Origin of the sequence: Xanthobacter oligotrophicus, assembly GCF_008364685.1 — a bacterium.
GTDB classification, from domain to species: Bacteria; Pseudomonadota; Alphaproteobacteria; order Rhizobiales; family Xanthobacteraceae; genus Xanthobacter; species Xanthobacter oligotrophicus.
In genome coordinates, this window is record NZ_VTTL01000016.1 from 41,246 (window position 1) to 67,997 (window position 26,752).

At 64.5% G+C, this 26,752-nt stretch carries 25 protein-coding genes and 1 pseudogene; 20 read left to right on the forward strand and 6 right to left on the reverse strand.

From position 1 onward, the window contains the following. Window positions 1-233: 233 nt before the first annotated feature. The 3 genes from FZ033_RS22640 to FZ033_RS22650 all read left to right on the forward strand — a co-directional run bounded on the left by FZ033_RS22640 (window position 234) and on the right by FZ033_RS22650 (window position 6,012). On the forward strand, window positions 234-1,676 hold the full coding sequence (locus tag FZ033_RS22640) for a coniferyl aldehyde dehydrogenase (RefSeq protein WP_149578351.1): 1,443 nt from the start codon (window positions 234-236) through the stop codon (window positions 1,674-1,676). 129 nt (window positions 1,677-1,805) lie between these two features. Further along, complete coding sequence (locus FZ033_RS22645) at window positions 1,806-2,909, forward strand: 2Fe-2S iron-sulfur cluster-binding protein (RefSeq protein WP_149578325.1); 1,104 nt, start codon at window positions 1,806-1,808, stop codon at window positions 2,907-2,909. Window positions 2,910-3,216: 307 nt separating this feature from the next. Then, window positions 3,217-6,012 carry a LuxR C-terminal-related transcriptional regulator gene (locus tag FZ033_RS22650; protein ID WP_149578326.1) on the forward strand — a complete coding sequence of 932 codons (2,796 nt, stop codon included), beginning with the start codon at window positions 3,217-3,219 and terminating at the stop codon, window positions 6,010-6,012. 61 nt (window positions 6,013-6,073) lie between these two features. Here FZ033_RS22650 and FZ033_RS22655 read toward each other — a convergent pair whose 3' ends face one another. Both FZ033_RS22655 and FZ033_RS22660 read right to left on the reverse strand, forming a co-directional pair. Continuing rightward, the gene (locus FZ033_RS22655; protein ID WP_149578327.1) at window positions 6,074-7,228 is read right to left on the reverse strand and encodes an NAD(P)-dependent alcohol dehydrogenase; all 1,155 of its coding nucleotides are present in this window, start codon (window positions 7,226-7,228) and stop codon (window positions 6,074-6,076) included. A gap of 42 nt (window positions 7,229-7,270) precedes the next feature. Further along, complete coding sequence (locus FZ033_RS22660; protein ID WP_149578328.1) at window positions 7,271-8,380, reverse strand: alkane 1-monooxygenase; 1,110 nt, start codon at window positions 8,378-8,380, stop codon at window positions 7,271-7,273. 471 nt (window positions 8,381-8,851) lie between these two features. Between FZ033_RS22660 and FZ033_RS22665 the strand changes: the two genes are divergently transcribed. The 6 genes from FZ033_RS22665 to FZ033_RS22690 all read left to right on the forward strand — a co-directional run bounded on the left by FZ033_RS22665 (window position 8,852) and on the right by FZ033_RS22690 (window position 14,548). Beyond that, the gene (locus FZ033_RS22665) at window positions 8,852-9,538 is read left to right on the forward strand and encodes an OmpW/AlkL family protein (protein ID WP_149578329.1); all 687 of its coding nucleotides are present in this window, start codon (window positions 8,852-8,854) and stop codon (window positions 9,536-9,538) included. Between the two features lie 244 nt (window positions 9,539-9,782). Next, window positions 9,783-11,330, forward strand: coding sequence for a long-chain-fatty-acid--CoA ligase (locus FZ033_RS22670; protein ID WP_149578330.1), 1,548 nt, complete (start codon window positions 9,783-9,785; stop codon window positions 11,328-11,330). A gap of 162 nt (window positions 11,331-11,492) precedes the next feature. Further along, entirely contained in the window at window positions 11,493-11,954 is a 462-nt protein-coding gene (locus FZ033_RS22675) for a MaoC family dehydratase (protein WP_149578331.1), read from the forward strand. Beyond that, window positions 11,951-12,841: an HpcH/HpaI aldolase/citrate lyase family protein gene (locus FZ033_RS22680; protein ID WP_149578332.1), complete on the forward strand. Its 891-nt coding sequence runs from the start codon at window positions 11,951-11,953 to the stop codon at window positions 12,839-12,841. Before FZ033_RS22675 ends, FZ033_RS22680 begins: the two co-directional genes overlap by 4 nt. Continuing rightward, complete coding sequence (locus tag FZ033_RS22685) at window positions 12,838-14,082, forward strand: acetyl-CoA hydrolase/transferase family protein (RefSeq protein WP_149578333.1); 1,245 nt, start codon at window positions 12,838-12,840, stop codon at window positions 14,080-14,082. The genes FZ033_RS22680 and FZ033_RS22685 overlap by 4 nt, the downstream gene beginning before the upstream one ends. Before the next feature lie 124 nt (window positions 14,083-14,206). Continuing rightward, the gene (locus FZ033_RS22690) at window positions 14,207-14,548 is read left to right on the forward strand and encodes a helix-turn-helix domain-containing protein (RefSeq protein ID WP_149578334.1); all 342 of its coding nucleotides are present in this window, start codon (window positions 14,207-14,209) and stop codon (window positions 14,546-14,548) included. Between the two features lie 26 nt (window positions 14,549-14,574). On the opposite strand, the gene FZ033_RS22695 is transcribed toward FZ033_RS22690, so the two are convergent. The 4 genes from FZ033_RS22695 to FZ033_RS22710 form a co-directional block, all read right to left on the reverse strand. Further along, entirely contained in the window at window positions 14,575-15,591 is a 1,017-nt protein-coding gene (locus FZ033_RS22695; RefSeq protein WP_210247942.1) for an NADP-dependent oxidoreductase, read from the reverse strand. Then, window positions 15,588-15,761 carry a CoA transferase gene (locus FZ033_RS22700; protein ID WP_210247943.1) on the reverse strand — a complete coding sequence of 58 codons (174 nt, stop codon included), beginning with the start codon at window positions 15,759-15,761 and terminating at the stop codon, window positions 15,588-15,590. The genes FZ033_RS22695 and FZ033_RS22700 overlap by 4 nt, the downstream gene beginning before the upstream one ends. A 219-nt stretch (window positions 15,762-15,980) precedes the next feature. Continuing rightward, complete coding sequence (locus FZ033_RS22705; RefSeq protein ID WP_149578335.1) at window positions 15,981-16,556, reverse strand: MarR family winged helix-turn-helix transcriptional regulator; 576 nt, start codon at window positions 16,554-16,556, stop codon at window positions 15,981-15,983. Between the two features lie 133 nt (window positions 16,557-16,689). Further along, window positions 16,690-17,271 (reverse strand): DUF2889 domain-containing protein, encoded by a 582-nt coding sequence (locus tag FZ033_RS22710; RefSeq protein ID WP_188079648.1) that lies wholly within the window; start codon window positions 17,269-17,271, stop codon window positions 16,690-16,692. 435 nt (window positions 17,272-17,706) lie between these two features. Here FZ033_RS22710 and FZ033_RS22715 point away from each other — a divergent pair, with 435 nt between their 5' ends. The 11 genes and pseudogenes from FZ033_RS22715 to FZ033_RS22765 all read left to right on the forward strand — a co-directional run. Beyond that, window positions 17,707-18,963: an FAD-dependent oxidoreductase gene (locus tag FZ033_RS22715; RefSeq protein WP_188079649.1), complete on the forward strand. Its 1,257-nt coding sequence runs from the start codon at window positions 17,707-17,709 to the stop codon at window positions 18,961-18,963. A 19-nt stretch (window positions 18,964-18,982) separates the two neighbouring features. Then, window positions 18,983-20,251, forward strand: a complete 1,269-nt coding sequence (locus FZ033_RS22720) for an aromatic ring-hydroxylating oxygenase subunit alpha (protein WP_149578338.1) — start codon at window positions 18,983-18,985, stop codon at window positions 20,249-20,251. Continuing rightward, on the forward strand, window positions 20,248-20,766 hold the full coding sequence (locus tag FZ033_RS22725) for an aromatic-ring-hydroxylating dioxygenase subunit beta (protein ID WP_149578339.1): 519 nt from the start codon (window positions 20,248-20,250) through the stop codon (window positions 20,764-20,766). The genes FZ033_RS22720 and FZ033_RS22725 overlap by 4 nt, the downstream gene beginning before the upstream one ends. A 23-nt stretch (window positions 20,767-20,789) precedes the next feature. Beyond that, the gene (locus FZ033_RS22730) at window positions 20,790-21,551 is read left to right on the forward strand and encodes an SDR family NAD(P)-dependent oxidoreductase (protein WP_149578340.1); all 762 of its coding nucleotides are present in this window, start codon (window positions 20,790-20,792) and stop codon (window positions 21,549-21,551) included. 120 nt (window positions 21,552-21,671) lie between these two features. Continuing rightward, window positions 21,672-21,986 (forward strand): non-heme iron oxygenase ferredoxin subunit, encoded by a 315-nt coding sequence (locus FZ033_RS22735; RefSeq protein ID WP_149578341.1) that lies wholly within the window; start codon window positions 21,672-21,674, stop codon window positions 21,984-21,986. Next, a complete protein-coding gene (locus tag FZ033_RS22740; RefSeq protein WP_188079650.1) occupies window positions 21,973-22,707 on the forward strand; it encodes a TetR/AcrR family transcriptional regulator in 735 nt (244 codons plus the stop codon). The genes FZ033_RS22735 and FZ033_RS22740 overlap by 14 nt, the downstream gene beginning before the upstream one ends. After that, entirely contained in the window at window positions 22,704-23,582 is an 879-nt protein-coding gene (locus tag FZ033_RS22745; protein ID WP_149578343.1) for a VOC family protein, read from the forward strand. Before FZ033_RS22740 ends, FZ033_RS22745 begins: the two co-directional genes overlap by 4 nt. 15 nt (window positions 23,583-23,597) lie before the next feature. Continuing rightward, the gene (locus tag FZ033_RS22750; RefSeq protein WP_149578344.1) at window positions 23,598-24,455 is read left to right on the forward strand and encodes a VOC family protein; all 858 of its coding nucleotides are present in this window, start codon (window positions 23,598-23,600) and stop codon (window positions 24,453-24,455) included. A 183-nt stretch (window positions 24,456-24,638) separates the two neighbouring features. Continuing rightward, window positions 24,639-25,442 (forward strand): alpha/beta fold hydrolase, encoded by an 804-nt coding sequence (locus tag FZ033_RS22755; protein ID WP_149578352.1) that lies wholly within the window; start codon window positions 24,639-24,641, stop codon window positions 25,440-25,442. Between the two features lie 13 nt (window positions 25,443-25,455). Next, the gene (locus FZ033_RS22760) at window positions 25,456-26,250 is read left to right on the forward strand and encodes a 2-keto-4-pentenoate hydratase (RefSeq protein ID WP_149578345.1); all 795 of its coding nucleotides are present in this window, start codon (window positions 25,456-25,458) and stop codon (window positions 26,248-26,250) included. Further along, window positions 26,247-26,752: pseudogene (locus tag FZ033_RS22765) on the forward strand (acetaldehyde dehydrogenase (acetylating)); the annotation flags it as partial. The gene FZ033_RS22760 and the pseudogene FZ033_RS22765, both read left to right, overlap by 4 nt.

A 26,752-nucleotide genomic window follows, 5' to 3' on the forward strand; every position in this document is an offset into this window, starting at 1 on the left:
CTTAGGTCCGGGGCTGAATTCCCCCGCGCCCCGTCATAATTCCCTATCGCCGGGCGCTTCGAGTTCGGTCGCCGGCCCCCTCGGGAGGGCGGAGGTTTGCGCGCGCCCGGCAAGGCGATGCCGCACGCCGGGCGAAAGGGGCGATGCTGAGCTTTCGCCGCCAAGGTTTGGAGGGTCATCACAGGCCGGGTGGGGATTTTCAGACAGCCAATAATTCGAGCGAGGGAAGAAAGATGAACGTACTCGCCACGTTGGGGAATGGAACGCTGATGGATGTGCATGAAAACATGCGGCGACTTCTTGAGCGTCAGCGCGCCGCGCATCTCGCGGCGGGCGCGCTGAGCGCCGCGCAGAGGGTGGACTGGCTTGACCGGCTCATCGGGCTGATGGTGGACTTCCAGTCCGAGATCGCTGATGCGGTGAACGAGGACTTCGGCGGTCGCAGTCGCGAAGCAACCCTGATGGCGGATGTCTTCGCCGTCGTCAGCTCCCTAAAGCTCGCCAAGGCCGGCGTCGCCGAATGGATGCGGCCCGAGCTCCATGAAGGCATTTTCCCCGATGCCGAGGCCCGCGTGGAGCACGTTCCGCTTGGTGTGGTGGGCCTGATGAGCCCTTGGAATTTTCCTTTCAACCTGACCTTCGCTCCGCTCGCCGGCATCGTTTCGGCGGGAAACCGCTGCCTGATCAAGCCGTCCGAGTTCACCCCCGTCTCGTCGGCGCTGATGGCTCGCATGGTGGCGTCCGCCTTTGACCCGTCCGAGATCGCGGTGGTGACGGGTGGCGCCGACGTGGCACAGGCCTTCGCCAGCCTCCCGTTCGACCACCTGCTCTTTACCGGCGGTGGTTCGGTGGCCAAGCACATCATGCGCGCGGCGGCCGACAATCTGGTGCCGGTGACCCTGGAGCTGGGCGGCAAGTGCCCGGTGATCGTCTCCGCCGACGCGTCGATCGCCGATGCCGCGGCGCGCATCATGACCATCAAGAGCCTGAATGCCGGCCAGATCTGTCTTGCGCCGGATTATGTGCTTCTGCCGGATGGCCGCGTCGACAGCTTCGTCGAGGAGGCTTCCAAGGCGATCGCGGCCATGTACCCGACGCTCGCAGCCAATCCGGACTACACCTCGATCATCAATGCGCGTCACTTCGACCGCCTGCAGGGCTATCTGGCCGATGCCCGGGCGAAAGGCGCGTCTCTCGTCGAGCTGAATCCCGCGGGCGAATCCTTCGACGTGAATTCCTACCGGATACCGCCCACGCTGGTAATCGGCGCCACCGACGACATGAAGATCATGCAGGACGAGATCTTCGGACCGCTGCTTCCGGTGCGTACCTATGGGGCGATCGACGAGGCGATTTCCTACGTCAACGGCAAGCCCACGCCGCTCGCCCTCTATTATTTCGGTGGCGGCGAGGAAGAGCAGCGCGTCCTCGACCGCACCCGCTCCGGCGGCGTGACGGTGAACGACGTGATGACCCACGCCTTCGCCGAAAACCTCCCCTTCGGCGGGGTCGGCCCGTCTGGGAGCGGGGCCTATCACGGCAAGGCGGGTTTCCTGAACTTCAGCCACGCCCGCTCCATCTACCGCCAGAGCAAGATGATCGAAGCTGAATACATGATCCGCCCGCCGTTCGGCGAGGCCATGCGGCAGTTCCTCTCCGCAGCCATCTCCCGCTAGAGCCGGATCCGATCGGGTTGGATCGGGCCTGATCGGTGAATCCGTCTCTCAACTCTAAGAAAGAGAACACGCTATCCGATCAGCTTGCGATGCAAGCTGATCGGCGCGTGGCCAAGAGACATTGTTGCCATGGCCGGTTTCTGGAAAAAATGGTTCGGGGCTGCCGAGGCGAAGACTGCAAGGCTTCTTCCCTTCGGTATCGATGTCGAGGTACCGCCGCAGCAGACACTCCTGGAGGCGGCCCTCGCGGCGGGTTTAGCCTTCCCGCACAGCTGTACCGTGGGAACCTGCGCATCGTGCAAGTGTCGCCTGGTGTCGGGCACCATCAAGCCGGCCATGAACTTCGGCTACACGCTCTCGAAGGAGGAGCTGGATGCGGGCTATATCCTCGCATGCCAGACCAAGCTGACCTCGGATGCCGTGCTTGAGGTGGACGCTGCGGGTGCCGATGCGCCCCCTCCGGAAACCTTCAATGGCAAAGTGACGGCGAGGACGCCTCTCACCCAAGACATTCTCGCCGTAACGGTAGCGCTCGACCGGCCCATGCGCTATGTGGCCGGGCAGTTCGCGACCCTGCGTGTCGGCGACGTGCCACCCCGTTCCTATTCCTTTGCGGACCCGCCCGAGCGCGCGGGGCGCTCGGAGGTGTCGTTCTTCATCCGGCGGACGCCGGGCGGCGCCTTCACCGAACCCCTGTTCGCGGGTGCGTTTGATGCGCTTCCCATTGAAGTGGAAGGGCCGCACGGAGGTTTCTTTCTCCGCCCTGGAGACGGACCCATGGTTTGCGTCGCCGGCGGCAGCGGCCTCGCTCCGTTGATGAGTTTGTTGCTGGATGCGCGCAAGAACAACATCCGGCGACCCTGCGTTCTGCTGTTCGGCGCGAGGACTCGTGCCGACCTCTACAAAACGGTGGAGATTGAGACGTTGGCGCAGACCTGGCTCGCCGATTTTCGGTTCGTCCCCGTGCTGAGCGCCGAACCGGAGGAGTCGACTTGGTCCGGGCACCGCGGCTTCGTCACCGATGTGCTGGAGGGCGTTCTCCCCTCCGTCCTGGGCGAGGATAGCCCGCGCGCCCATGCCTACATGTGCGGCCCCCCGCCCATGATCGACCATGCGGTGACGGTGCTCACGAAAGCGGGGGTCGACATCGGTAACGTCCACTATGACAAGTTCACCGATTCTCGCCCGCATCCGACGTCCAGTGGGGAGCCAACTCTGGCGCAGGCCCGCTGACGCGTTTCCGCTGGAGCGGGTACTGCGTCGCGTGAAGCAATGGCGCCGACATGGGAGGACGTCTTCGCCTGTGAGCGGAACCCGGCAACTCCTGGGGTCCACATGGGCACGGCATTTGAAGACATCCCGTGGGGCCTCGCCATGGCGAGGCGTGTGGAGGCATTGTCGTGATCGGCGCGGCCACCTGCTCGCCTCGTCGGTTCCTTGATCCGTGGCGCGACCCTGTACTTTAGTCCGGGCTGGGCCTAACATTTCAGGCAGATAATTGATTAAACGGCAAAAAGCCGGATAACGAGGAAACGCGCCGATGAGGGATATCGCCTTCCGGCGGGAGAGCATCGCTCTACCGCAGGGCGAAAGGCCGCCTATTGCCTCTTCCCGCCAGAGTTCGAAGCTGGAAGTGGACGCCCGGCGGGTTGGCACCACGAAGGGCGCATCCCGGGCGCCGATCTATACATTCGTGCCCGTCGAAACGTCGCTGTATCGCTCGCTGTCTTCGCCATGGGAACAAAGGAAGATCACGACCCTGGTGGCGCCACCAGGGTATGGCAAGACTGTTCTTTTATCTCAACTGTATCACCACTATAGCGGTCTGGGCATAGAGTGCATCTGGATCGGTCTGGAGGAACGGGACACCAGTCTCGGTGCCGTGCTGAGTAAGATGGAAGCGGCTGTCGGCGTTCTCACTCCCGGGTGGGTGTTGACTGCGTCGCTGCCGGCAACCGATGCGGTTGATCGCATGGACGGCATTCGCGCTCATCTGGAGCAGCAGGTCGACAACGTTGCTATCTTTATCGACAATATTGACTTCTGCCACGACAATGTGGGGGATTTCATCGACCACCTGGTGTTCCACACACCGGAAAACGTCATCCTTCTCGTATCCTCGGCCTCGACGCCGGTGCCCTTCAATACTGCCAGGGGTCAACTGGAAGGTCTGGTGCGGACGATCAAGACCGCCGACCTGACCTTTGATCGTTGCGCCACTGCGCAGTTGTTCGCTCAGGCAGGTCTCCCCCCCATTGATACGCCCGCCCTCGAGGCCGTGGTGCGGCGCACCGAGGGGTGGCCGGCGGCGGTGCGGTTGCTTCAACTCATCGTCGACAATGAAAAGCAGCTCGACCGTGGCATCGAGCTGCTGTCGGGCGACGATGTGCACGTGGCCGACCTGCTCTCGCGTCGGCTGATGGCCTCCCTCGAGCCGGATCTCGTCCAGTTCCTCTACGAGATCTGTGGGTTCCGCCGCTTTTCGCGGGCTCTGGCGTTCCAGGCGACTGCTGACGAAAGGGCGCCGTTGTGGATCGACTTTCTGGTGGAACGCAATTTCCTCATCATCCCTCTCGACGAGCGGCGCGAGTGGTACCGCTTCCACACGCTGCTCCGGGAATTCCTCATCAAGGAGGCTCGGCGACATTTGCCAGCGTCGCGTCGGGTGGAGGTCCATCTGTCTGCCGCCCGATGGCTCGCCAAGAAGGGGGATTGCATCGGGGCCCTGGAACTCGCCATCGGCGCAAATGATCTTGGTATGGCCAGCGGATTGCTGGATCAGGTGGCCTGCCTGCTGGTGCGCGACCAAGGTGATACCTCGGCCTTCCTTGAATGGTTGGAGCGCAGCGATCAGGCGGGGGTCGTCCGGGGCGTTCACGCCACCTTCTGGTATGTCTGGTCGCTGCTGTTCGAGCAGCGGTACGAGGCGGCGCGCGACGAGGCCAAGCGTGCGCTGCAGCAGGTCGAACTCGGTCCCCCGAGTGACCTCGCCCGCGACCTCGCGGCACGGCTCGATCTCGTGACGGTCCTCGCGGCCCTGCATCTCGATTCGCTTGGTGTCGTGCTTTCGGATGCGGAGGCGTGGCTGAAGGCCCATGCGGATGGCGATCCGTTTGACGTCTCGGCGGCGGCTGGAGCCTGCGCGCTCGCCCTGCTGCCGGCCTTCCAGTTTGCCGAGGCACGCAACATCCTTCTCACGGCGCACAGCACGATCGCTCGTTCCCCCACCGTTTACGGGCGGTGCTGGGTGGAAACGATCGCGGCGATGACCGACCTCGCCCAGGGCAACCCGGCGGCTACGGAAGAGCGGATGCTGGAGCTGGAGGGCATCGCGCGGCGAGAAATCGCCCCGACAGCCAGCATCGCATCCATCGTCGCGGTGGTGCGGGCTGCGGCCCTCTACGACCTCGGCCGCTTCGATGAAGCCAGGGAGGCGGTGGCTATCAATCTGGAGCGTGCTGCGCGCAACGGGATTCCCGACACCAGCAGACTTGCCCTTGAAGTTGCAGCAACCTTTGCGGTCGCGGGCGACTCCGCATTCTCGGTGGGCGACCTCAGGAAGATCGCGCGCACTTTTCCCAAGCGCATCGGTCTTATGCTCGAACTGCAGTTCGTCCGCCAGTATCTGCTCCGCGAGGATCTCGAAGAGGCGGTGGAACTGGCGAGCAGTCTCGGATGGGATGTGCGAAGCGGTTGGCCGCGTTCTCTCCTGGCTTCGGCCACGGAGGTGGAGAAGGCGGCGGCCGCCTTTACCACTGGTTGCCTGCTGACCGCCCTGGGCCATCTGGCGGCCGCTGCGGAACTCGTCCAGGCGGAGTTGCGCCAGGCGCAGGAAAAAGGGCGGCGCAAGGCACAGGTCGAACTGCTGCTGCTCGCCGCCGAGATCCATATGCGGATGAACGCACGGGGCTCGGCCTTGCGTTACCTGTCGCGGGCCATCTGCGCGGCGGCCAAGCGCAACCTGCTCGGTCCGTTTCTCGAGCGCCGGGTAGTCCTGGCGCATCTGATCGGGAATGCGCGGCCGAAGGAACTCGGGTTGACCAGTCGCGAGGAACTGGCCCTGTACGTGGAGATCCAGCGCCTCGTCAGCGGGACGCCATCGGAAGAATCGTCCGGAGATCTCCTGGAGGGTCTGGTTGAACCGCTGACGCCGCGGGAGATCGAACTCCTGCACCTGCTCGAGGCGGGGTACGACAATACTCAGATCGCCGAGCGGCTGGTCGTGACAGTACGTACTATCAAATGGCACCTGTCGAACCTTTACGCCAAGCTCGGCGTGAAAAGCCGCACTGCCGCCGTGGCGAAGGCGCGCGCCCTGAGACTGCTTCAGCAGTAGGCTGCGGTTCAGCCGCAGGAGAAAGGGGAAGCCGTCATGCGGCTTCCCCTTTCGGCGAGCTTTACACGTCGGAGACCTTGAGCAGCGGCTTGATGGCCTTGCCGTGCTCCACGTCCTCGAACGCCTGGTTGATGGCATCGAACGGATAGATCGACAGCAGCCGATCGAACGGCAGGCGCCCGGCTAGGTGATGCTGGACGAGTTCCGGGATGAAGGCCCGGGGGTCGCTGTCGCCCTCGATGATCGACTTGATCGTGATGCCCCGCGCCAGCACCGACATGATGTTGAACTGGAGCATGGCATCTGGCGCGGCGAAGCCGAGCATGCCGGCGACGCCCTTCGGCAGCAGCGCATCGAGAGCGCCGGCGATCACGACCGGCAGGCCGGTGGTGTCGAGCACATGCGTCATGCCTCCGGCGACCCGGCCGATTTCCGCGGCCACGTCGGGGATCGCCTTCGGGTCGATCACGTGCGTGGCGCCGAACTCCAGCCCGAGTTCGCGTCGCCCGGCCTGCGGCTCGACGAGGACGATTTTGGCTGCGCCGGTGATCTTCGCCGCCATCACCGCGCTCAGGCCCACCGCGCCACCGCCAAAGATTGCCACCGAATCACCACGCCCGACGGCAAGGGAGTTCATGATGGCGCCAGCTCCGGTCTGGATGCCGCAACCGAGTGGGCCGAGGCGCTCCAGGGGGGCCTCTTTCGGCACCACCACCGTGTCGCGCTCCTTGGCGATGGCGTGAGTGGCGAAGGAGGATTGGCCGAAGAATCGGGCGTTGATGCTTCGAGCGTCCGTGCTCATGGGCGTGGAGCCGTCGGCGCGCTGCGCAGAGAAGTTCTCACGCATGAAATTGTAGCAGTTGGCGGGGGCAAACTTGCCGCAATTGGGACATTCGCCGCACGAGGCGAAGGAGAGCACCACGTGGTCGCCCACCTTCACGTTCTTCACCGCGGCACCGATGGCCTCCACCACGCCCGAACCCTCGTGGCCGAGCACCACCGGCAAGGGCAACGGGAAGGCGCCCTTGCAGACCACGTCGGTGTGGCAGACCCCGACCCCGACGATGCGAACCAGCACCTCGTCGGCACGGGGCGCCTGCAGCGTCACGTCGGCGATGTCGAAGGGCGCATTCGGTTCCGAGAGAAGTGCCGCCCGTGCTGCGATCCCGGGCGCAACCTGAGGCGCGTCCTTGAACAAGATATCCGTGTCACCCATTTGCATTCCTCACCTTGATTCTGGTTCGTGGGGACGGCTGCCTCACTCGGCGGCCACTCCTGCGGCACCGCTGGTGGGGGCGTCGAACCAGTCCGGCCAGCCGGCGGTGCGATTCTGCTCCCGGGCGAGGCGGCGCTCTTCGGGCGAAGCCTTGGTGAGATCCCACTCGCGCAATGCCGGCTTGGCGATGAAATGCTCCCACACCGGGGGCACCAGCGCGGCGGCGAAGCACACGAACACGCTCGGCATCTTCACGGCGGTGGCATCCGGGACCAGCGCGTAATACGGCTTGTAGGCGTCGAGGTGGTGGTCGGCGTGGTTGGTGATCTCCCAGCCGAAGATGCGGCTCAGCGGGTGCAGGTGGTTCCATACGTGGCGCCTCTGAATCGGAGCGCCCGGCAGGCGAATCAAGCCATAGTGCTGGAAGTAATTGAAGGACTCGGCCCAGATACGGCCCACGATCATGGCGACGAGGCAGGCGAACACCGCCTTCCAGCCCCCTACCAGGAAGATGGCCCCCTGCATGATCGCTTGGCCGAGGATCATCTTGTAGATGCGGTGGCCGATGGACCAGCGGCCCTTGCCCTGCTTCGCGAGCGCATCGCTCTCCGCCCGCAGCGAGGTATGGGTGCTTTCCAGCAGTGCGCCGGCCGTGAAGCTGTAGAGGTTCGCGCCGCGCAGCGCGGTGTCGGAATCGGGATCCGTTGCCACGTCGATGTGGTGGCCGATGACATGGGCGATGTCACGCGTGAGGTCGAAATAACAGATCTGCGCTACACGGCCGACGAAGCGCGAAAGCGCCCCGCGCTGATGGTAGAGTTCATGCGAGACCGGAACCATCGGCACCACCGAGAGCCAGGCGAGGCCGACAACCGAGCCGAGCATCTCCCATCCCGTCATGCCCTGGGACACGCGCCAGGCGAAGATGAAATAGAGCGAAATGCCGGCGATGGTCGAGACATAGAGCGGGACGAGCGCGAAGAAGTGGTTCTTGATCTTCCGCGCCGCGAGATCCCGAGGAAGGCACATGTCGATGACCATCAGGATCGGGAAGCTGAGGATGGCCGCATAAACCCAATCACCGCCCATGTAGAAGCCATATCCGGCGATGAGTTGGACCATGAATGGAAGGTAATAAAGAAGATACGACATGACGCCTCCTCCGCGATATTCAGGTTATATTTGAGCCCGTCGCCCAGGTGCGAGGGAGGAGGCGGCATAGGCCTCCCTCGATCCGGCACACTGCGGACGGGTGCAGTCTAGGAAGATGGGCGGGGAGGCCGACTGTACGAAAGTTTGGCCGAAGAGAATTTGAATCGCGCCCACCGCCTTTCTTCGTCCTGAAATCTATTCGCTTGGGTGGGCGGCGACGCCTGTGGCCAGGACAACACGGAGCGCTTTTCCTGCTCCGACCCATCCCAAAGTACAGGGCAAGAGCCGGGGACTTGTGGCGTGTTCCAGGGTGCGGAGCCGCGCATCGCTTGTCCTGCCCTTCCCGGAAAGATGACCCCATCAAGAGGGTTCGGGGCATGTGGGCCGAGATCGAGGCCATTGCGCGCGATCTCGGCGACACATGGGCGGACCTGTCCGCCACAATGAAAATGGGAATGGGGGGAATGGGAAATGGGCGTTAAACTAATTTATTCTCGTGCCGGCATTGCTGCGGCGACGATGTTGGTAAGTGTATCCCTGTCGTGCGCTGCCGATTTGCTGGAGCCCGCCCCTCTCGCTGAGGCGTCTTCTCCGTGGTTCATCAGGCTCGGCGCGGCCGGGGTCTTCTTCGATTCGAGTGCATCGTTGAAACTTGCCGCTCAACCCGTTCCGGGCGCGACTGCTTTTGCCGATGACAACTACACAGCCATGTTTGAGGTGGGTTGGTATCTCAACAAAAACATTTCCTTCACCATCACGGGGGGCTACCCGCCCACCGCGAGCCTCCATGGGGCCGGAACTGCTGCGCCGTTCGGCGTGATCGGCCAAGCGACTTACGGGCCCGCCGTCCTGGCGGCGCAGTACCACTTCACCGATTTCGGCAACTTCCAGCCCTATGTCGGTGGTGGTCTCACCTATGCGATCATCTTCAATTCCATGGATGGCGCGGTGTCCGGCCTGAAGGTCACGGGCGCTCCGGGGCTCGCGGTGCATGCCGGCTTCGACTACATGATTGATCGCCACTGGGGCCTGTTCGTCGACGTGAAGAAGCTTTGGCTGACGGTCGATGCATCGGGCTTGTTGCTGGGGTTTCCCGCGACGGCCGACGTCAAGCTGGACCCTCTGATCGTCTCGACGGGCATCACCTACCGCTTCTGAGCGACCCGGCGGGGGCGTGCCCGGCATCCCCCGCCAGGTATGGCGCCGTTTCGCCGATTCGGTTCTGGCCCAGGCGGTCCATCGAGAAATTTGGGAATGGACGGTCGTCGCGTTGACTTTTTCCGTCCATATAGTATGGTAGCATACTATAATACTTAGAACGATATCGTGCCTGTTCCCGGCCAATGCGCGGCGTCAGCCAACAGCCGGACGGAACGAACAAAAGCCGCGGGGAGGCGGGACGATGTGGGTTTACCCGGAAATCCGAACCCTGGGCGATCTTCCGAGCTACTACGCGCGGAGGCGGCCCGAGGCGCTTGCTCTGGTGTTCGAAGGGCACGGAACCAGCTGGGTCGAACTCGAGTCAAGATCCGCACGCTTTGCCGCTTTTCTTGTTGCGGAAGGAATTGGCCGAGGGGACTGTGTCGCCTACCTTGGCAAGAATTCGGATGATTTCTTCATCGCCATGTTCGGCGCCGCGAAGGCGGGTGCTGCGTTCCTGCCGCTGAACTGGCGTCTTGCCGCACCGGAAATCGACGAGGTGATCCAGGACGGAAGGCCGCGTCTCATCATCTTCGAAGAGGATCTGGCGCCACTTCTGCCACCGGTCGCGCCGGGCTCCTGCGCAATCCCCATTGGCGAGGGTCGGCGGATCGACGCCTACCAGGCCGGGAGCGGCAAAGACGGGCCCTTGCCACGAGTGGGCGAGGACGACGTCGCGATCCTGCTCTACACCTCGGGGACGACTGGTCATCCCAAGGGGGTGCTTCTGACCCATGGCAGCTTAAACCGTATGCGCCTGTGCGAGCATCTTGAGCCCGCTTTCCTGTGGGAGGAGGGCGACAGCTTCCTTTTTAACCTGCCGAACTTTCATCTGCTTGGCATCGGGCTGTCGCTGCAGTGCCTCTATAACGGGCTAACCCTCTTCATCCAGCGTCGTTTCGACCCGGCGGCGACGCTCGCTGCCCTCGGGGTTGTCCGCCCGACCTTGCTCGTGCTGACCCCGGTCATGATCCAGATGCTGCTGGATCACCCCGATGCGGCGAAGGCCGATTTTAGCTCCGTGCGCCTGACCATGTACGCGGGGTCGCCGATTTCCCTTGGCCTCATCAAGCGCGCCATTGCGGTGATGCCCTGCCGGTTCATGCAATTCTATGGCGCGACGGAAGTTGCGGGCGCGCTCTCGCTGCTGCGGCCAGAGGAACATGACCTGTCCGACGAGAGCAAGCTCAAGTCGTGCGGACGACCGCTTCCCCTCATCGAATTCCGCATCGTCGATCCTTCGGGGCGTGAGATGCCTGTGGGCGAGCCGGGGGAGCTTTTGATTCGCACCCCTGCCATTTCCGCAGGTTATCTGAACAAGCCGGAGCCGACGGCGGCGGTCTTCCGGGAGGGCTGGTATGCCACGGGGGACGTTGCCTACCGCGACGAGGCGGGACTTTATTACATCGTGGACCGTGTGAAGGACATGATCATCACCGGTGGCGAGAACGTCTATTCCGCGGAGGTGGAGCATGCTCTCTCCACCCATCCTGCCGTCTCGGCAACGGCGGTGATCGGCGTGCCGGACGAAAAATGGGGGGAAGCGATCAAGGCTGTCGTCGTTCTGAAGGAAGGGGCGAGCGCGGATGTACAGGAATTGACCCACCACTGCCGCTCGAGGCTTGCCGGATACAAGGTTCCGAAGAGCTTCGACATCGTCGCGGAACTGCCCTGTACCAGCACCGGCAAGATCGCGAAGAAGGAGTTGCGGGCGAAATACTGGAACGAGCAGCAACGATCGATTGCCTGATCGGAGATGCGCTATTCGGTCGTCGCCATGAAGCGCTGAACGAACCGCGCGCTCTGGCGGAATAACATAATCCTATGAGTTAGGTCGTCCGTGCGTCGCTCAGGCTCACGAACGGAAAAAAGTCACGCGCGGCGAGCGGCGGACAGTGGGAGATGCGTGTCGATGGCGGGAAAATGGTTCGATGAGCTGGCTGTTGGCCAAGTGTTTCACCATCCGATCCGGCGGACTCTGACGGAGACGGACAATGTCCTGTTCAGTGCCATGACACATAATCCGGCGCAATTGCATCTCGACGAGGAATACTGCCGCACCGAGACCGAGTTTGGCAGGCGTCTCGTCAACAGCGCCTTCACCTTGGGCCTCATGGTGGGCATATCGGTCGGCGACACGACGTTGGGTACGGCGGTGGCGAACCTCGGATGGGACGAGGTGAGGTTTCCCAGGCCGCTCTTCCACGGAGATACCATTCGCGTGGAAACCGAGGTGCTCGAACTGCGCGAAAGCCGCTCGCGCCCGGACCAGGGCGTCGTCACCTTCATTCATCGCGCCTATAACCAGCACGGTGAACTGGTGGCGCACTGCCGCCGGTCCGGTCTGCAACGAAAGCGGCCGGTGTCGGCATGAGCCCGCGCTCCTACCTCTTCATCCCGGGCGACAGCGACAAGAAGCTTGCCAAGGCGGACGGTGCCGGCGCGGATGCGCTCATCCTTGATCTCGAAGACGCGGTGGCCCCGGCCAACAAAGCGGCGGCCCGCGGGAAGGTCGCCGCATTCCTGGCGGAACGTCCCGCCGACAAGCGGACCTGCGCACTTTGGGTGAGGATCAACCCGCTCGACACGAGCGCTGCGCTCGCCGACCTCGCAGCAATCGTCGCCGGCGCGCCGGACGGCATTATGCTGCCCAAGGCGAATGGACCCGCCGATGTCGTCAAGCTCGGTCATTATCTCGATGCCCTCGAAGCGGGCGCGGGATTGCCGCCCGGCGCTATCGGCATATTGCCCGTGGCGACCGAGACCGCCATCGCGCCGTTTCGGCTTGGCGCATACGCGGAGGCCCCGCCACCGCGCCTGTCCGGCCTCACCTGGGGAGCCGAGGACCTGTCCGCCGCCATCGGCGCAAGCACGAATCTCGGCGAGGACGGCCGCTGGGCCCTCACCTTCCGAATGGTGCGCTCGATGATGCTGCTCGCCGCCCATGCCGCGGGCGTCGCGGCCATCGAGACACTCTATGTGGATTTCCGGGATGACGCCGGACTTGCCGCTTCGTGCCGCGCGGCGCGCGCGGAAGGCTTTTCCGGCCGCATTGCCATCCACCCCGCCCAGGTGCCGGTCATCAACGCGGCCTTCACGCCGTCCGAGGAAGAGGTGGCCTTCGCCCGCCGCGTGGTGCAGGCGTTCGCCGATGCGGGCGGCGCCGGCACGGTGGGCATGGACGGGAAGATGCTGGACATGCCCCACCTGAAGCAGGCCCGCCAGGTGCTCGTCGCGGCAGAGGTTCGTGGCGCGTCATGAGTGGCATCCGCGCTGTTCTCGACCGGATCCGGCCGGGAAATCGCGTTTTCGTCGCTGGGTCCGGAGGGGAGCCTTCCGCGCTGCTCGCCGCATGGAACGCGGACCCGGACCGCACGCGCGATCTCCATATCGTCACCAGCGCCGTGCCCGGCATCAACGGCCTCGACCTGGAGAGCCTTCATCCCACCGCGCGTGTCACCGGCCTGTTCATGCAGCCGGCGTTTGCCAACGCCCAGCGCGCGGGCCGATACCGCCATCTGCCGGTCTCCTACGCCGGCTTCGCCCGCATGCTTGCCGAGGACCTGACTTTCGACGTGTGCGTCGCGCAGGTCGCCCCCGCGGAAAAGGGACGGTGCTCCATGGGGCCGGCGGTGGAATTTCTTCCCCTGGCCCTGCGCCGTTCCCGGGAAGTGGTGGGGCTGGCCAATGCGGGGACGCCGGTGCTTTCCGCCTCGAAAAGCGTGGCCGCGGATGATTTTGTCGCCATCGCGGAAGTCGACACTCCACTGCCTACCTATGATACCGGTGCGATCGACGACGCCTCTCGCCGCGTTGCGGAGCACATTGCACCCTTCATTCCGGATGGGGCCACGTTACAGGTTGGGCTCGGCAAGACTCCCGCGGCGCTGATGCAGGCCCTCACCCGCCGCCGCGGCCTTCGCCTCCACGGTGGCATGTTCGGTGATGGCGTCGTCGAACTCGTGCGCGCCGGAGCGCTCGACACGGATTGGCCGCACCGGGCCTGCGTATTCGTCGGGCAGCCGGAACTCTATCGTTGGGCTGGGCAGCAGAACCGCCTCGGCCTCGCCGGATGCGAGATCACGCACGGGGCAGAGACGCTCGCCGGGCTAACGGCCTTTTTTGCCGTCAATTCCGCCGTCGAGGTGGACCTCTGGGGGCAGGCGGCGCTGGAGCATGCGGGCGGCGCGGCCATCAGCGGAGCGGGCGGGGCGCCTGATTTCGCCCGGGCGGCACGGATGAGCCCGCACGGCGCCAGCATGGTCGCGCTGCCGGCGACTGCCGCCCGCGGCACGCGCTCCCGCATCGTGCCGGCCCTCTCCGCTCCAGGGGTCGCCACCCTGCCGCGGACCGACATCGATATCGTCGTCACCGAATTCGGCGCAGCAGATCTGCGCGGCTGTTCTGTTGTCGAAAAAGGGGGCGCCCTTGCCTCCATCGCCGCACCGCAGTTCCGCGAGGAACTGGAGGCGTCTTGGCACAAGATGCTCGAGCGGCTGTAGTCTTGAGGCCCCGGGCGCCTTACGAAATACGGTAAGTATTACTTCATTTTTCCTCGTCGCGCGCGTAAAAAATGGGCTTAGAGCCGAAACGCTGGCGTATATTATTCACGATATATTCGAAGTGATGGAAATTCGCCACCTGCGTTATTTCGTGGCCATGGCCGAGACGGGCAGCCTGATGAAGGCTGCTGAACGGCTCCATGTCGCGCAACCAGCCCTCAGCGTGCACCTGTCCAACCTTGATGCAGACATGCGTGGCATCATGTCGGTGGCGAGCCTGAACAGCCGCCCGCTCGGGCCGACCCAGAAGGCGGTACGCGACATTCTCGTGGAGGTCGCCCGCCAGATCGGGGGGATGCAGGATACCGCACCGGTGCAAGGTGCCCTCGCCGAGGTGCGGCGCGTCACCCCCTCCACCCTGCTCCCGGGGCAGGACGGGCGGCACCGGCGCCTGAGGGTGGTCTGAGGGGACCTGCATCCCGGCAGCGGGGATCAGGCCGGGACCAGCCGGATCAGCCGCTTGCCCTCGTTCTCGCCGCGATAGAGGCCGGCGAGCGCGTCCGGGCACGCCTCCATCCCCTCCAGAATGTCCTCACGATAGGTGAGACGGCCGTCGCGGACCCATCCGGCGAGGCGCGCGACGGCGCCCTCATAGTCGGCCGCATGGTCGAAGATAATGAAGCCTTCCATGCGCGCGCGCTGCGTCAGCAGGATACGCTCCACGCGTGGCCCGCTCGGCCAGTCGGTCCAGTCGGCGACGGAGGCAGTGCCGCATACCACGACGCGGGCGCGCAGCGCGAGCTGACGATAGACGGCATCGCTGATGGCGCCGGCGACGTTGTCGAAATAGACATCGATACCGGACGGGCAGGCTGCCTCAAGCGCGGCATCGATGGGACCGGCCTTATAGTCGATGGCCGCATCGAAGCCGAAGTCCTCGATGCACGCGCGCACCTTCCGCGCGCCACCGGCTATCCCCACCGTGCGGCACCCGAGGATCTTGGCGATCTGCCCCACGGCTGAGCCGACGGCGCCGGCAGCCGTCGAAACCACCACCGTGTCTCCGGCCTTCGGCTGGCCGACCTTGGTGAGGGCGAGGAGGGCGGTGACCCCGTTGATGCCGAGGATGCCGAGAGAGGCCGAAAGCGGCAGATCGCTTTCCCTCACCTTGCGCACGACCTTGCTGGCGGGAACCGTCGCAATCTCCTGCCAGCCGAACCAGCCGGTGACCCAGTCGCCCGGGCGGTAGTCAGGGTGGCGGGATGTGATGACCTCGCCCGCCGCCAGCGCCCGCATCACCTCGCCGATGCCCACCGGCGCGGAATAATTGCCAGTGTCCGCGATCCAGCCACGCATGGCGGGCTCGACCGAGAGAAAATGGTTGCGCACCTGGATCTCGCCTTCGGCCGGATCGGGCATATCGCCCGCGACCAGCTTGAAGTCCTGCGCCTGCGCGACGCCCTTGGGGCGATTGACCAGCACGCATTGCACGTTCGCTTGATCCGTCACGAGAGTTCTCCCTTATGGATGCGGCCCGCGAGGCCCGGCCGCATCGCGTTCGATGGGGGCTCCACCTTGATGACGCGGGCTCCGCCGAGCGCCATCAGATAGGTGGCGTAGGGACTGTTGTAGATCTGGATCAGATCGAGAACGGTGATGTCTTCGAGCGGGTAGGTCATCGGTCCGATGCAATCGGGTTTTGAAAGGGTTTCTTCTCGGAAATGAAGGAGCCGACGTTCGGATCACGATGATACACAGCCGGGCCGATGCTCCATAGACATGGATTTCCTATGGCAGCATAAAGCGGCGATATGGACGTTTCACCATAAGGGTCTGCCCGTTCGCCGTTAGATCTTGAAGCTGGCGCTCACGCCGGCCGCAAACGGCGCGGGGCGCGGTCAGTCTTCCTCGCTGTCCTCGTCGCCCTGCGCAAGCCCGGCGAGGGCATCCTTGACGCGCTCTAATAGAAGGAGAAGCTGGTCACGGTCCGCTTCGCTCAGTTCGCGCAGGATCAGATCGTTGTACTCGCGCTCCGCAGCCTGCATCTGCGATACGAGGTCTCGAGCCTTCTGCGTCATGAAGATCGACTTCGCCCGGCGATCGGAAGGATGTGGGCGTCGTTCGATGAGGCCCGACTTTTCCAGACGGTCGATCACCGCGCCGAGGCTGGCTTTGCCAACGTCGAGGATTGTGGCCAGCTCCGTCTGCACCATTCCGTCCCGGCGGGAGAGGTGGGCGATGACCCACCATTGTGCGCGGGTGACGCCCAGCGGTTTCATATATTCGTCGAAGGCCCGGCGGCGCATCCGGGAAACGTCGTGCATCAGGAAGCCGAGGCGCAGGTCGCGATTGCTGCGCTGCGACAGGCGTGTCGCAGCCCCGCGGGAGGCCCGCTGTTCCTTCGCGGCTCCGCCGGCCGGGGCATCTTCCTGGTGGCGCGCGCCGGGCAGTGATGATTTCGATGGATTCCGCATGGTTTTTCACTCTGGGAAAGGCCAGCACCGGCGTCAAGCACGGTGCCGCTCCTCGTTACGTGGGCGAAGGCACGCATGTGAAGCCGGTCCGCCGCCTGCAGCTGGGAGACCGCCCTCGGATCGCTTTATGCCATCAGGTCTCAGTCGGAGCCGGCGAGCGCTGGTTCGGAAGGGTCGTATCGGTCGCATGATCAGGAAAGTCCCGGTGGACCACTTCCCCGTCGAGGCGCAACGCGTGGCAGCGGCCGAGCGCATTGGCGCGGCGCACATGCGCCGGCTGGTTGCCTTCATCCGCCTCCGCATGGAGAGCCGATGAGGCCTGAAACACGGTGGTGGCCACCACGGGCAGCAGTTCGGTGATGTGGGTACAGCCCAGCGGGCCGCGGAGCATCTTGCGGGCCTCCTGGAGGAAACCGGGTCCGATCCGCATGCCGACGAGCGCCCCGTAAGAGGGCGTGATTCCACCACACACGCGGTAGGGAGAGTGGATCGTCTGCGCCTGCGCCTCGTGCACCATGAAGTCCGCGTCCACGGCAATGCGCAGTCTCATCTGGTGGAGCGGTTGACCTGCTTCCAGGTGGCCCTCGGTCAGGTGGACGGTGTAGGGCTTGGTGTCCTGCAGCGTTGCCTCGACCTCGAGCAGTCCGTCGTCGCGGATGAAAGCTTCGCAGAGAATCGTCCGCTCATGCACCTTGCGGCGTGTCATCGCGCCCATATCCGTCTCCCGCACCGCTTGGCGCCGACGCATCGGCCCGGTCTCCGGGATGCCCCGATGCGGGCAAACCCTTCGCCCTCCGCCGCGACCACCGGACCTGCAGAGTGCCTGCATCGATATCCATACTATATGGACACATACCACAAGGCCTAGCCAAAAAAAGGCGCCGGACCCTGCCACCCCGAACAAAAGTACAGTGACCCGGACACCCGCCCGGGTCTTTGATCACCACACAGCGCTCTTGGCCGGCGCAGGTTGATCTGAGTTCCGGCCGGCGATCTGACAGAGGTTTGATGTCGTCGCGGGCTGCAAGAAGTTACTTCTCCTACTTTTTCTTCGGCCTGAAAAACAAACCGTATGTACGTCATTTAAGTTATGCAACCCACCGGCTTCCCCCGGTGGCGCCAAAGAAAAAGAGTGTCAGGGAGGCGTGATATGCCGCTTGAGGCAGAGGCTTTTTCGGGAGAGAGCCGGGACGGCGGGTTGGCCACGGACAGTGATCGGATCGTCATCGTGGGCGCGGGCCAGGCCGGCGCGCGCGCCGCGGAGGCGCTTCGGACGGCGGGTCACAAGGGGGCCATCACTCTGGTGGGCGACGAGCCGCACCTGCCTTACGAGCGGCCGCAGCTCTCCAAGGAAGTCCTGCTCGCGCCGAAGGGGGAGGTCGCTTTCGTCAAGACGGCTGAAGCCTGGCACGACCTCGGCGTGGAACTCTGCTCCGGCGTGAGGGTGGCCGAGTGCGACGTGGAGCGGCGCACCGCGACCCTGGAAAGCGGGCGCACTCTCATCTACGACAAGCTTCTTCTTGCCACCGGCACGTCCGCGCGGCGGCTGCCGGCCCTTGAGACCGGGCAGGTCCCGGTGCGCTACCTGCGCACGATCGACGACGCGATGGCATTGCGGACGCACCTTGCGCCCGGCGCAGCGGTGGTTCTCGTCGGCGGTGGCGTCATCGGGCTCGAGGTCGCGGCGGCTGCGGTGGCGGCGGGTGCCAGTGCCACTGTTATCGAAGCCGGGCACAGTCTCCTCGTCCGAGCCCTGCCAACCGTCGCCAGCGATTTCCTGCTGCGCCGTCATCGCGTCGCCGGGGTCGAGTTTCGCTTCGGTGTCACGGTTTCGAGCGTCGAGGACGGCGTCCTGCTGTTGTCGGATGGCGCTCGTATTTCCGCATCCGTCGTCGTCGTAGGCGTCGGCGCCGATCCACACGCCGGGCTTGCGGCGCAGATGGGGCTTGCGGGCGAAGGCGGAATCGAAGTCGATCCGTTCGGCCGGACTTCGGCCGAGGGCGTGTTCGCCGCGGGTGACATCACCCTTCAGCGCTGTCCCCGCACCAGCCGGTGGCGACGGGTGGAGACCTGGGCCAATGCGCAGAACCAGGCCATCGCGGTGGCCCGGACCATGGCCGGCGTGCCGACCGCCTACACCGATCCGACCTGGTTCTGGAGTGACCAGTACGATGTGAATCTTCAGGTCGTCGGCGAACTGGGCGTTGGCGACCTGGTTGCCCGCGGCGATGTGGGCGCAGACCGCTTTACGCTCGTTGCCCTCGACGAGGGCATTGTTCGCGGCGCGGTGACCGTGAACCGCCGCCCCGACATGGCGGCCTTGCGCAAGCTCGTCGCGAGCGGCGTGCGTGTGGATCGGGCCAATATCGAAAACCCGAGCTTCGATCTCAGAAAAGCTCTCGCCTGATAATATAGGGAGGCCAGGAATGTTGACGCCAACCGAGGCAGACATTGTCAGAAACGATCCGGCAGCGCGCAGTTTCACTGTATCACGCAGGGCGTTCGCGGATCAGGATATTCTCGAGCTGGAGCGCGAGAGGATCTTCGATACCTGTTGGCTTTATCTCGCTCACGAGAGTGAGCTGAAGAAGCCCGGTGATTTTCTCACCCGCTCCGTGGGCGGGCGAACGATCCTGCTGACGCGGGATGCCAAGGGCGTGCTTCATGCTCTCCTGAACACGTGTCCCCACCGTGGCGCGCGCGTATGCCGCGAGCGCAGCGGCAACGCCAAGTCCTTCCAGTGTTTCTACCACGGCTGGGTGTTCGGTTCGGATGGGCACCTGCGCAACCTCCCGGGAGAGGAGGGATACCCCGAGGGCTTTGCGCAACGTCCCACCTCGCGCCTCAAGCCGGTGCCGCGGTTCGAGAGTTACCGGGGTTTCCTGTTCATCTGCTTCGATCAGAACGCGGTCTCGCTTCCCGATTATCTCGGCAACGCGAAAGAATATATCGACCTGGTGGCGGACCAGTCCGAGGTCGCCATGGCCGTCGTCGGCGGAACGCAGGAATATTCCATCCGGGCCAACTGGAAGCTGCTCGCGGAGAACAGCTTCGACGGCTATCACGCGTCCACCAACCACGCGACCTACCTCGACTATCTCAGGAGCACGACGGGCGGCCTCGTGCCGGTGAAGCTCGAAGGCATCGCCCGGGACCTCGGCAACGGCCATGGTGTCGCGGAATATAGCGGCCCGTGGGGGAGGCCCATCGCCCAGTGGATCCCGGCTTGGGGAGAAGAGGGCAAGCAGCGCCTCGACGCCATCTACCAGAAACTGGTGGCAAGGTTCGGCACCGAGCGCGCGGATCGCATCGCGTTCACCAACCGCAACCTGCACATTTTCCCGAACCTCGTGATCAACGACATCATGGCGATCACGGTGCGCACCTTCTATCCCACCGCGCCGGACTTCATGAGCATCAACGCCTGGGCTTTCGCGCCGGTGGATGAGGCCCCGGCGGAACGGCAGGCGCGCCTGTTCAATTTCCTCGAATTTCTCGGGCCCGGCGGATTTGCCACCCCCGACGACATCGAGGCCCTCGAACAGTGCCAGGCGGGCTTCGCCAATCGCAGCGAAGTGGCCTGGAACGATATCTCCAAGGGAATGGGCAAGGCGGTGCCCTCCTATGACGATGAAGCGCAGATGCGCGGCTACTGGACGGAATGGAACCGGCGCATGTTCGGGGGGCAGGCATGAATACGATGGAACTGAACCGCCCGCTGACGCCGGCGACCGTCTCTCGCTCGGATGTGGAGGAATTCCTCTTCCTGGAAGCCGATCTCATCGACACCTGGCAACTGCCGGCCTGGCTGGAGCTGTTCACGGACGATGGCGTTTATTACGTGCCATCCACGGACGTGGACGCCGACGCGAGCCCCGATAACAATCTCTTCTATGTGGCCGACGACCACTTCCGCCTCGGCGAGCGCGTGAAGCGCCTGATGAAGCGCACGGCGCACGCGGAATTTCCCCGCTCGCGGCTGCGTCATCTCGTGAGCAACGTGCGGGTCACCGGGCGCAGCGAGGATGAACTGCGCGTCAGTTGCGCCTTCATCACCTATCGCTCCAAGGACGGGATTACCGACAGCTATGTCGGTACCGGCCTCTACCGGCTCGCGGTCAGGGACGGGCAGCTTCGCATCAAGGAGAAGCGCTCGATCCTGAGTTCCGACGGGCTGCGCCCCCAGGGGCGCGTCAGTTTCATCCTCTGACGCGGGCGAGGCCAGGCGTACCTATGTCGAAGAGCTTTCAGAACAAGGTCGTGCTGGTGACCGGCGCGGCCCGGGGCATCGGCTTCGCCATCGCGGAGCGCTTTGCCCGCGAGGGGGCGTCGCTGGTGGTGTCCGATGTCGATGCGGATTCCCTCGCGGCGGCCAGGGCACGGCTGTCACAGATCTGCGAGGTGGAGCCGGTGGCTGTGCCAGGCGATCTCTCCCGTCAGGAGGACAGCGCCCGGCTGATCGAGGTCGCGAGCGCGGCCTCCGGCACGATCCACGTCCTCGTCAACAATGCTGGGGGCGGGATCATCCGCCCCTTCCTGAGCCACACGCCGGAGACATTGAAGGCGACGGTGGAGCGCAATCTCTGGACCACCCTGTGGGCGTGCTGGCACGTGCTGCCCGTCATGCAGCGTCAGGGCTATGGGCGCATCGTCAATCTCGGCGCGGATTCGGTCCGCAATGGACTGTGGGACCATGCTGTCTACAACGCGGCCAAGGGCGGCGTGCACGCCTTGACCACTGGTTTGGCACGCGAGTTCGCCACCTCCGGCATCACCATCAACACGGTCTCGCCGTGCGCGGTGAACACGGAGCAGTTGCAGGTCTTCGTGCAAAAGGCGCCGGAACTCGCGGCGAAGTTTCTGAGCGTCATTCCCATGGGCCGGGCCGCGGAGGCGGAAGAGGTGGCGTCCATGGTGAGTTATCTCGCTTCGGAGGAAGCGAGCTTCGTTACGGGACAGGTCATCAGCGTCAATGGCGGCAGCACAATGCTGTGACCGATCGCGGTCTGTCCAATCGAGCCGCCGCGGCGCGAACGGGCTGACCCTGGTGATGGTCTGGGCCTTCGCCGCCCCGCAGGGCGACAGTTGGGGCTTTTTGCAGAGGCAACAGTTGAAATGGCTGAACGGGTCGCTTTTTTTCCGGCCGAGGAGCTTGAGGTGGGGGAGATGCGCCAGGCGCATCTGCCCGACGGGACGGCGATCGCGCTCTACAATGTGGAGGGTCGCATTTATGCGACGGACGATTGCTGCTCGCACGGCGCGGTGTCCCTCAGCGAGGAGGGGAGCCTCACCGGCGCGGTCGTTGAGTGCAGCTGGCACTTCGGCACCTTCGACGTAACCACCGGAGCGGCGATGGGCATGCCGTGCGAGCTTCCGCTGAAGACTTACCCTGTCCACATCGAGAATGGCATCATCCATGTCGAAGTCTGAGGCAATGGAGGCCCCACTTTCCGCGAGCGTCGAGGCTGACGCGCCTGCGGACGGGCGTTCGCGTCGCGGGCCTGCCCGTCGCGGCCAGGCCGAACGAAGTGACGCAACCAGGCGCCGGATCCTGGACGCTGCGGCGCAGCTCATCGTCCGAAAGGGCTATGCGGAACTGCGGGTGGCCGACGTGGCGCGCGAAGCTCAAGTGTCGGTGGGCGCGCAGCTGCATCACTTCCCCAGCAAGGATGCGCTGGTGGTCGCTCTGATCGAGCACGCGTTTTCGCAGGCGGCCAGCGCCGGGCGTCAAAGGGCGGCATCGCACAACGCAGCGCGGGAGGTTCTCGGCGATCTCATCGAGGATGCAAAGGCGTTCTTCTTCAGCGAAGCCTTTCTCGTTGCCATTAATATTGTGTTTTCAACGCAATCGTCTCAGGTTCGCGATGAGGTTCTTCAGATTTCGCGGGCCTCGCGGCTGCCGCTCGAGGATGCCTGGCGGGATGCGATGGTCGCCGCCGGTATTCCCGATGATCTCAATGGCGAGCTTTTGACGCTGACGCTGTGCATCATCCGCGGCTTCACGGTGCGCCGCCTGTGGGATGACCAGCCGGACTGGCAGAACAAGTGTATCGAGCTGTGGCAGGACATGGTGCTGCTCCTGCTCCAGTCGCGGGCCGAGGGCCAGGTAGAGGGCACGGTCCGTGCGCGCAAGGGGAGCGCAGGGTCATGAGCGCGCCGCTCGTTCACTGCATCGCTTATGTGCGCCTGCCCACCGGCGAGCCCGCCGCCAGTGCGCATTTTGCGTCGGAAATCTGCGGCCTCGAACGCAATGACACACCGCAGGGCGATCCTGGGTTTCGCATCGACGCGCGCTTTCGCGCGCTGGTTTTTCTCCCTCAGCCGGATGCCGAGGCGAGCCTCGGCGTCGAGCTTCGTGACGAGGCCGCCTTTGAGCGGGCTGTAGAGGCCCTAAGGAGCGCCGGCATTGCTTATGCCATCGCTGATGCGGACGCATGTGCCGCACGGGAGGTGCGTGGCGCGATCCTGACACGCGATCCTTCCGGCAACGCCATCGAACTGGTGCTGGGGCCGCGCCTGACCGCGCGCCGCTTCTTTCCCACCCGGGACTGCGGCGTCGTCGGTCTTCAGGGCGCCGGACTGCGCAGCACGGACTTGAGCGCCGACACCCGATTCTGGTGCGACCTGTTCGGAGCCAGCGTGGCGGATCGGGTGGGCGACATCACCTATATTCGTATGGATGAGATGCACCACCGGCTGGCACTTTATCCTTCGGCCAGCGCCGGAATTATGAATGTGGTTCTGGAAGTGGAATCCCTCGATCTTCTGATGCAGAATTATTACTTCATGGGTCAGCGCCAGGTGCGAGTTCTCCAGGGTCCGGGACGGAACGTCGCCTCAGGGGAGGCGTTCCTGCATCTCGCCGGCCCAGAGGGGCTGATCATCACGTTTGCGACCGAGATGATCCGCGATGGCGCGGCGCCCCGTCGGGCGCGGCAGTTCGCCCCCAACCCGGAAGGCTTGTGCGCATGGGGCAGCACCTGCCCGGATGTCGCCGAGTTCTCCGGCGCCACCCCATCGCACTGAAAAAAGGAGGTCGTTATGATCCAGTTGAGGGACCTGACATATGTCCGTCTCGGGACGCGAGACCTTGCTCAGGCAGAGGAATTCTCGACTCGCGTCATCGGCCTGGATGTGGGCGCGCGGACCAGGGGGGCCCTCTATTTGCGTTCCGACCAGCGTGCCCATTCGCTGTGCTATTTCGAGGGCGACCCCGGCGAGCAGGTCGTGGGTTTCGAGGTGGACGACGAGGACGCCTTGACCGGCGCGGCAGACGCGCTCGATCGCATGGGTCATCCGGTGCGCCGCGGCACCGCGGAGGAGGCGGAGCAGCGCTGCGTCAGGTCCTTCATCGCGTTCCAGGATCCCACCGGCAACCGTGTCGAGCTGGTCACCCGACCGGCGCTGAGCGGGCGGCGCTACTTCCCCGGTCGTGACGCGGGCATCACCGGCTTCAACCATGTGGGGCTCTACTCGACCGACGTGGTGCGGGACGAGTTATTCTGGACCAATGTGTGCAATGCGCGTGTCAGCGACAGGATCAGCGATATCCCCCTGATGCGCATCAATGCCATCCATCACACGCTGGCCTTGGTGAAGTCGCAGCGCGCTGGCATTCAGCATATTAATCATCAGGTGGAAACCATCGATGATGTTCAGAAGTCTTTTTATCATCTCAGCAATTTGAAGGTGCCCATCGTCTTCGGCCCGGGCCGCCACCCCACGTCCGGGGCGCGGTTTCTCTATTTCAAGGGGCCGGACGACATGGTGTTCGAATATTCCTGCGGCGTCGGCAAGATCGAGGACGAGGCGACCCACCGCCCGCGCCAGTTCGGTCTCGAGCCGACGAGCTTCTGCATGTGGGGTGCGCGGCCGGGCGGCCTGATCCCGGGGACCTGACCTGATCGGCGGCGATTTTCGTCGGTCGTCCCGGGAGGATTTCGAGCGCGGAGAACGAACCTTCCCGGCAGGCCGGCGAAGAGCGGGAGAATTTTGTCTGTCTTGGCTCATCCAGGCGCCGCCACGCGCCCCGAGGAGCCGCCACCGATGAGGAGGAATGCTTTGACGGTCCATACTCCGGAAATGGCCTCGTTCGTAAAGACGGGGGCCTTCAACACCAATTGCCATGATGTCGGCGCCGGCAGGCCCGTTGTCCTCATTCACGGGTCAGGTCCCGGCGTCACTGCCTGGGCCAACTGGCGGCTTGTCATTCCGGAGTTCGGAAAGTCGATGCGCGTCATCGCCCCGGACATGGCTGGTTTTGGCTACACCGACCGGCCGGACGGCATCAGCTACACCAAGGACATCTGGGTGCAGCAGGTTGCCGACCTGTTGGATGCACTCGGCATCTCGCGGGCGGATTTCATCGGCAATTCTTTCGGCGGGGCCATCTCGCTCGCCTTCGCGCTGCGCCATCCCGATCGAGTCGGCAAGATCGTGCTCATGGGCAGCGCCGGCCTGAGCTGGCCGGTCACCGAGGGACTGGAAGCGGTGTGGGCCTATGACCCCTCCATCGAGGCCATGAAGGGCCTGCTCGACATCTTCGCCTACGACCGCACGCTGGTGACCGACGAACTGGCCAAGCTGCGCTACGAGGCCAGCATCCGCCCCGGCTTTCAGGAGGCGTTTTCCGCCATGTTCCCGGCGCCACGCCAGCGCTGGCTCGACGCGCTGGCGACGCCGGAGGAGGAACTGCAAAAGCTGCCGAACGAGACCCTCATCATCCACGGGCGGGAAGATCTTGTGGTTCCGCTCGAATCCTCACTGCGGCTGCACCAGCTCATCCTCAGGTCCCAGCTCCACGTCTTCGGCCAGTGCGGCCACTGGACCCAGATCGAGAAGACAAAGGACTTCATCCGTCTCGTCCAGGACTTCTTCGCAGCCTAACCGGGGGCAGACCATGACCACATCCCTTCAGGAGGTCGCCGACCTCCTTCATGCGGCCGGCGAAAGCTGCCGTCCCCTGGAGCCGGTCCACAGCCGCATCGGCACGGGTGACCTAGACAAGGCCTATGCGGTCCAGGACATCAACGTGCGGCGGCGCGAGGCGGCCGGCAGCCGGGTGGTGGGGCGCAAGATCGGCCTCACCTCTGTGGCGGTGCAGAAGCAGCTCGGCGTCGACCAGCCCGATTATGGCGTCCTGCTCGACGACATGGCGGTGCCCGACGGCGGCGAGGTGCGGCCGGGCAGGCTCATCCAGCCGAAAGCGGAGGCGGAAGTCGCCTTCGTCCTCGGCCGGGATCTGACGGACGAGCACATCACCGTCGCCGACATGATCCGCGCGGTGGAGTTCGCTCTGCCGGCCATCGAGATCGTGGATTCCCGCATTGTCGACTGGCGCATCAGCATCGTCGACACCATCGCCGACAACGCCTCGTCTGCGCTCTACGTGCTCGGGTCGTCGCCGCGCAAGCTCGATGCGTTCGATGTCTCCGGCTGCGAGATGACGTTCGAGGCGGACGGCCAGAAGGTCTCGTCCGGCGCGGGCCATGCCTGCCTCGGCAGTCCCATATCCGCCGCGCTCTGGCTGGCGCGGACCATGGCCCGAATGGGCCGCCCCCTCAAGGCAGGGGACACGATCCTGTCCGGGGCCCTCGGCCCCATGGTGCGGGTTGAGTGGGGCCGTCGGATGGAAGCCCACATCGCTGGCCTCGGCTCGGTCCGGGTGTCGTTTGCCGCGGAGACCAATTCATGAAGAAGATTTCCTGCGCCATCATCGGGTCGGGCAATATCGGCACCGACCTGATGATCAAGATCATGCGCACGTCGAGGCACCTGGAGATGGGGGCCATGGTGGGCATCGATCCCAAGTCCGACGGCCTCGCCCGCGCGGCGCGGCTCAACGTGCCGGTGACCCACGAGGGCATCGAAGGGCTGCGCCGCCTGCCCAATTACGCCGAGATCGGCGTGGTGTTCGACGCCACCTCCGCCAAGGCCCACATCACCAACAATGCGCTGCTCCAGAAGGACGGCAAGAAGGTGATCGACCTCACCCCGGCGGCCATCGGTCCCTTCACCATCCCGGCCATCAATGGCGATGCCAATCTCGAAGAGCCCAACGTGAACATGGTCACGTGCGGCGGCCAGGCCACCATTCCCATGGTCTATGCCGTGAAGCGCGCGGTGAAGCGCCTCGTCTACGGGGAGATCGTCGCCTCCATCTCCTCGAAGTCCGCCGGCCCGGGCACGCGTGCGAA

Excerpts from the sequence above, each read along its gene's own strand:
- FZ033_RS22640 (WP_149578351.1), top strand. The coding sequence starts at position 234 with ATGAACGTACTCGCCACGTTGGGGAATGGAACGCTGATGGATGTGCAT.
- FZ033_RS22645 (WP_149578325.1), top strand. The coding sequence starts at position 1,806 with ATGGCCGGTTTCTGGAAAAAATGGTTCGGGGCTGCCGAGGCGAAGACT.
- FZ033_RS22650 (WP_149578326.1), top strand. The coding sequence starts at position 3,217 with ATGAGGGATATCGCCTTCCGGCGGGAGAGCATCGCTCTACCGCAGGGC.
- FZ033_RS22655 (WP_149578327.1), bottom strand. The coding sequence starts at position 7,228 with ATGGGTGACACGGATATCTTGTTCAAGGACGCGCCTCAGGTTGCGCCC.
- FZ033_RS22660 (WP_149578328.1), bottom strand. The coding sequence starts at position 8,380 with ATGTCGTATCTTCTTTATTACCTTCCATTCATGGTCCAACTCATCGCC.
- FZ033_RS22665 (WP_149578329.1), top strand. The coding sequence starts at position 8,852 with ATGGGCGTTAAACTAATTTATTCTCGTGCCGGCATTGCTGCGGCGACG.
- FZ033_RS22670 (WP_149578330.1), top strand. The coding sequence starts at position 9,783 with ATGTGGGTTTACCCGGAAATCCGAACCCTGGGCGATCTTCCGAGCTAC.
- FZ033_RS22675 (WP_149578331.1), top strand. The coding sequence starts at position 11,493 with ATGGCGGGAAAATGGTTCGATGAGCTGGCTGTTGGCCAAGTGTTTCAC.
- FZ033_RS22680 (WP_149578332.1), top strand. The coding sequence starts at position 11,951 with ATGAGCCCGCGCTCCTACCTCTTCATCCCGGGCGACAGCGACAAGAAG.
- FZ033_RS22685 (WP_149578333.1), top strand. The coding sequence starts at position 12,838 with ATGAGTGGCATCCGCGCTGTTCTCGACCGGATCCGGCCGGGAAATCGC.
- FZ033_RS22690 (WP_149578334.1), top strand. The coding sequence starts at position 14,207 with ATGGAAATTCGCCACCTGCGTTATTTCGTGGCCATGGCCGAGACGGGC.
- FZ033_RS22700 (WP_210247943.1), bottom strand. The coding sequence starts at position 15,761 with ATGACCTACCCGCTCGAAGACATCACCGTTCTCGATCTGATCCAGATC.
- FZ033_RS22705 (WP_149578335.1), bottom strand. The coding sequence starts at position 16,556 with ATGCGGAATCCATCGAAATCATCACTGCCCGGCGCGCGCCACCAGGAA.
- FZ033_RS22710 (WP_188079648.1), bottom strand. The coding sequence starts at position 17,271 with ATGGGCGCGATGACACGCCGCAAGGTGCATGAGCGGACGATTCTCTGC.
- FZ033_RS22715 (WP_188079649.1), top strand. The coding sequence starts at position 17,707 with ATGCCGCTTGAGGCAGAGGCTTTTTCGGGAGAGAGCCGGGACGGCGGG.
- FZ033_RS22720 (WP_149578338.1), top strand. The coding sequence starts at position 18,983 with ATGTTGACGCCAACCGAGGCAGACATTGTCAGAAACGATCCGGCAGCG.
- FZ033_RS22725 (WP_149578339.1), top strand. The coding sequence starts at position 20,248 with ATGAATACGATGGAACTGAACCGCCCGCTGACGCCGGCGACCGTCTCT.
- FZ033_RS22730 (WP_149578340.1), top strand. The coding sequence starts at position 20,790 with ATGTCGAAGAGCTTTCAGAACAAGGTCGTGCTGGTGACCGGCGCGGCC.
- FZ033_RS22735 (WP_149578341.1), top strand. The coding sequence starts at position 21,672 with ATGGCTGAACGGGTCGCTTTTTTTCCGGCCGAGGAGCTTGAGGTGGGG.
- FZ033_RS22740 (WP_188079650.1), top strand. The coding sequence starts at position 21,973 with ATGTCGAAGTCTGAGGCAATGGAGGCCCCACTTTCCGCGAGCGTCGAG.
- FZ033_RS22745 (WP_149578343.1), top strand. The coding sequence starts at position 22,704 with ATGAGCGCGCCGCTCGTTCACTGCATCGCTTATGTGCGCCTGCCCACC.
- FZ033_RS22750 (WP_149578344.1), top strand. The coding sequence starts at position 23,598 with ATGATCCAGTTGAGGGACCTGACATATGTCCGTCTCGGGACGCGAGAC.
- FZ033_RS22755 (WP_149578352.1), top strand. The coding sequence starts at position 24,639 with ATGGCCTCGTTCGTAAAGACGGGGGCCTTCAACACCAATTGCCATGAT.
- FZ033_RS22760 (WP_149578345.1), top strand. The coding sequence starts at position 25,456 with ATGACCACATCCCTTCAGGAGGTCGCCGACCTCCTTCATGCGGCCGGC.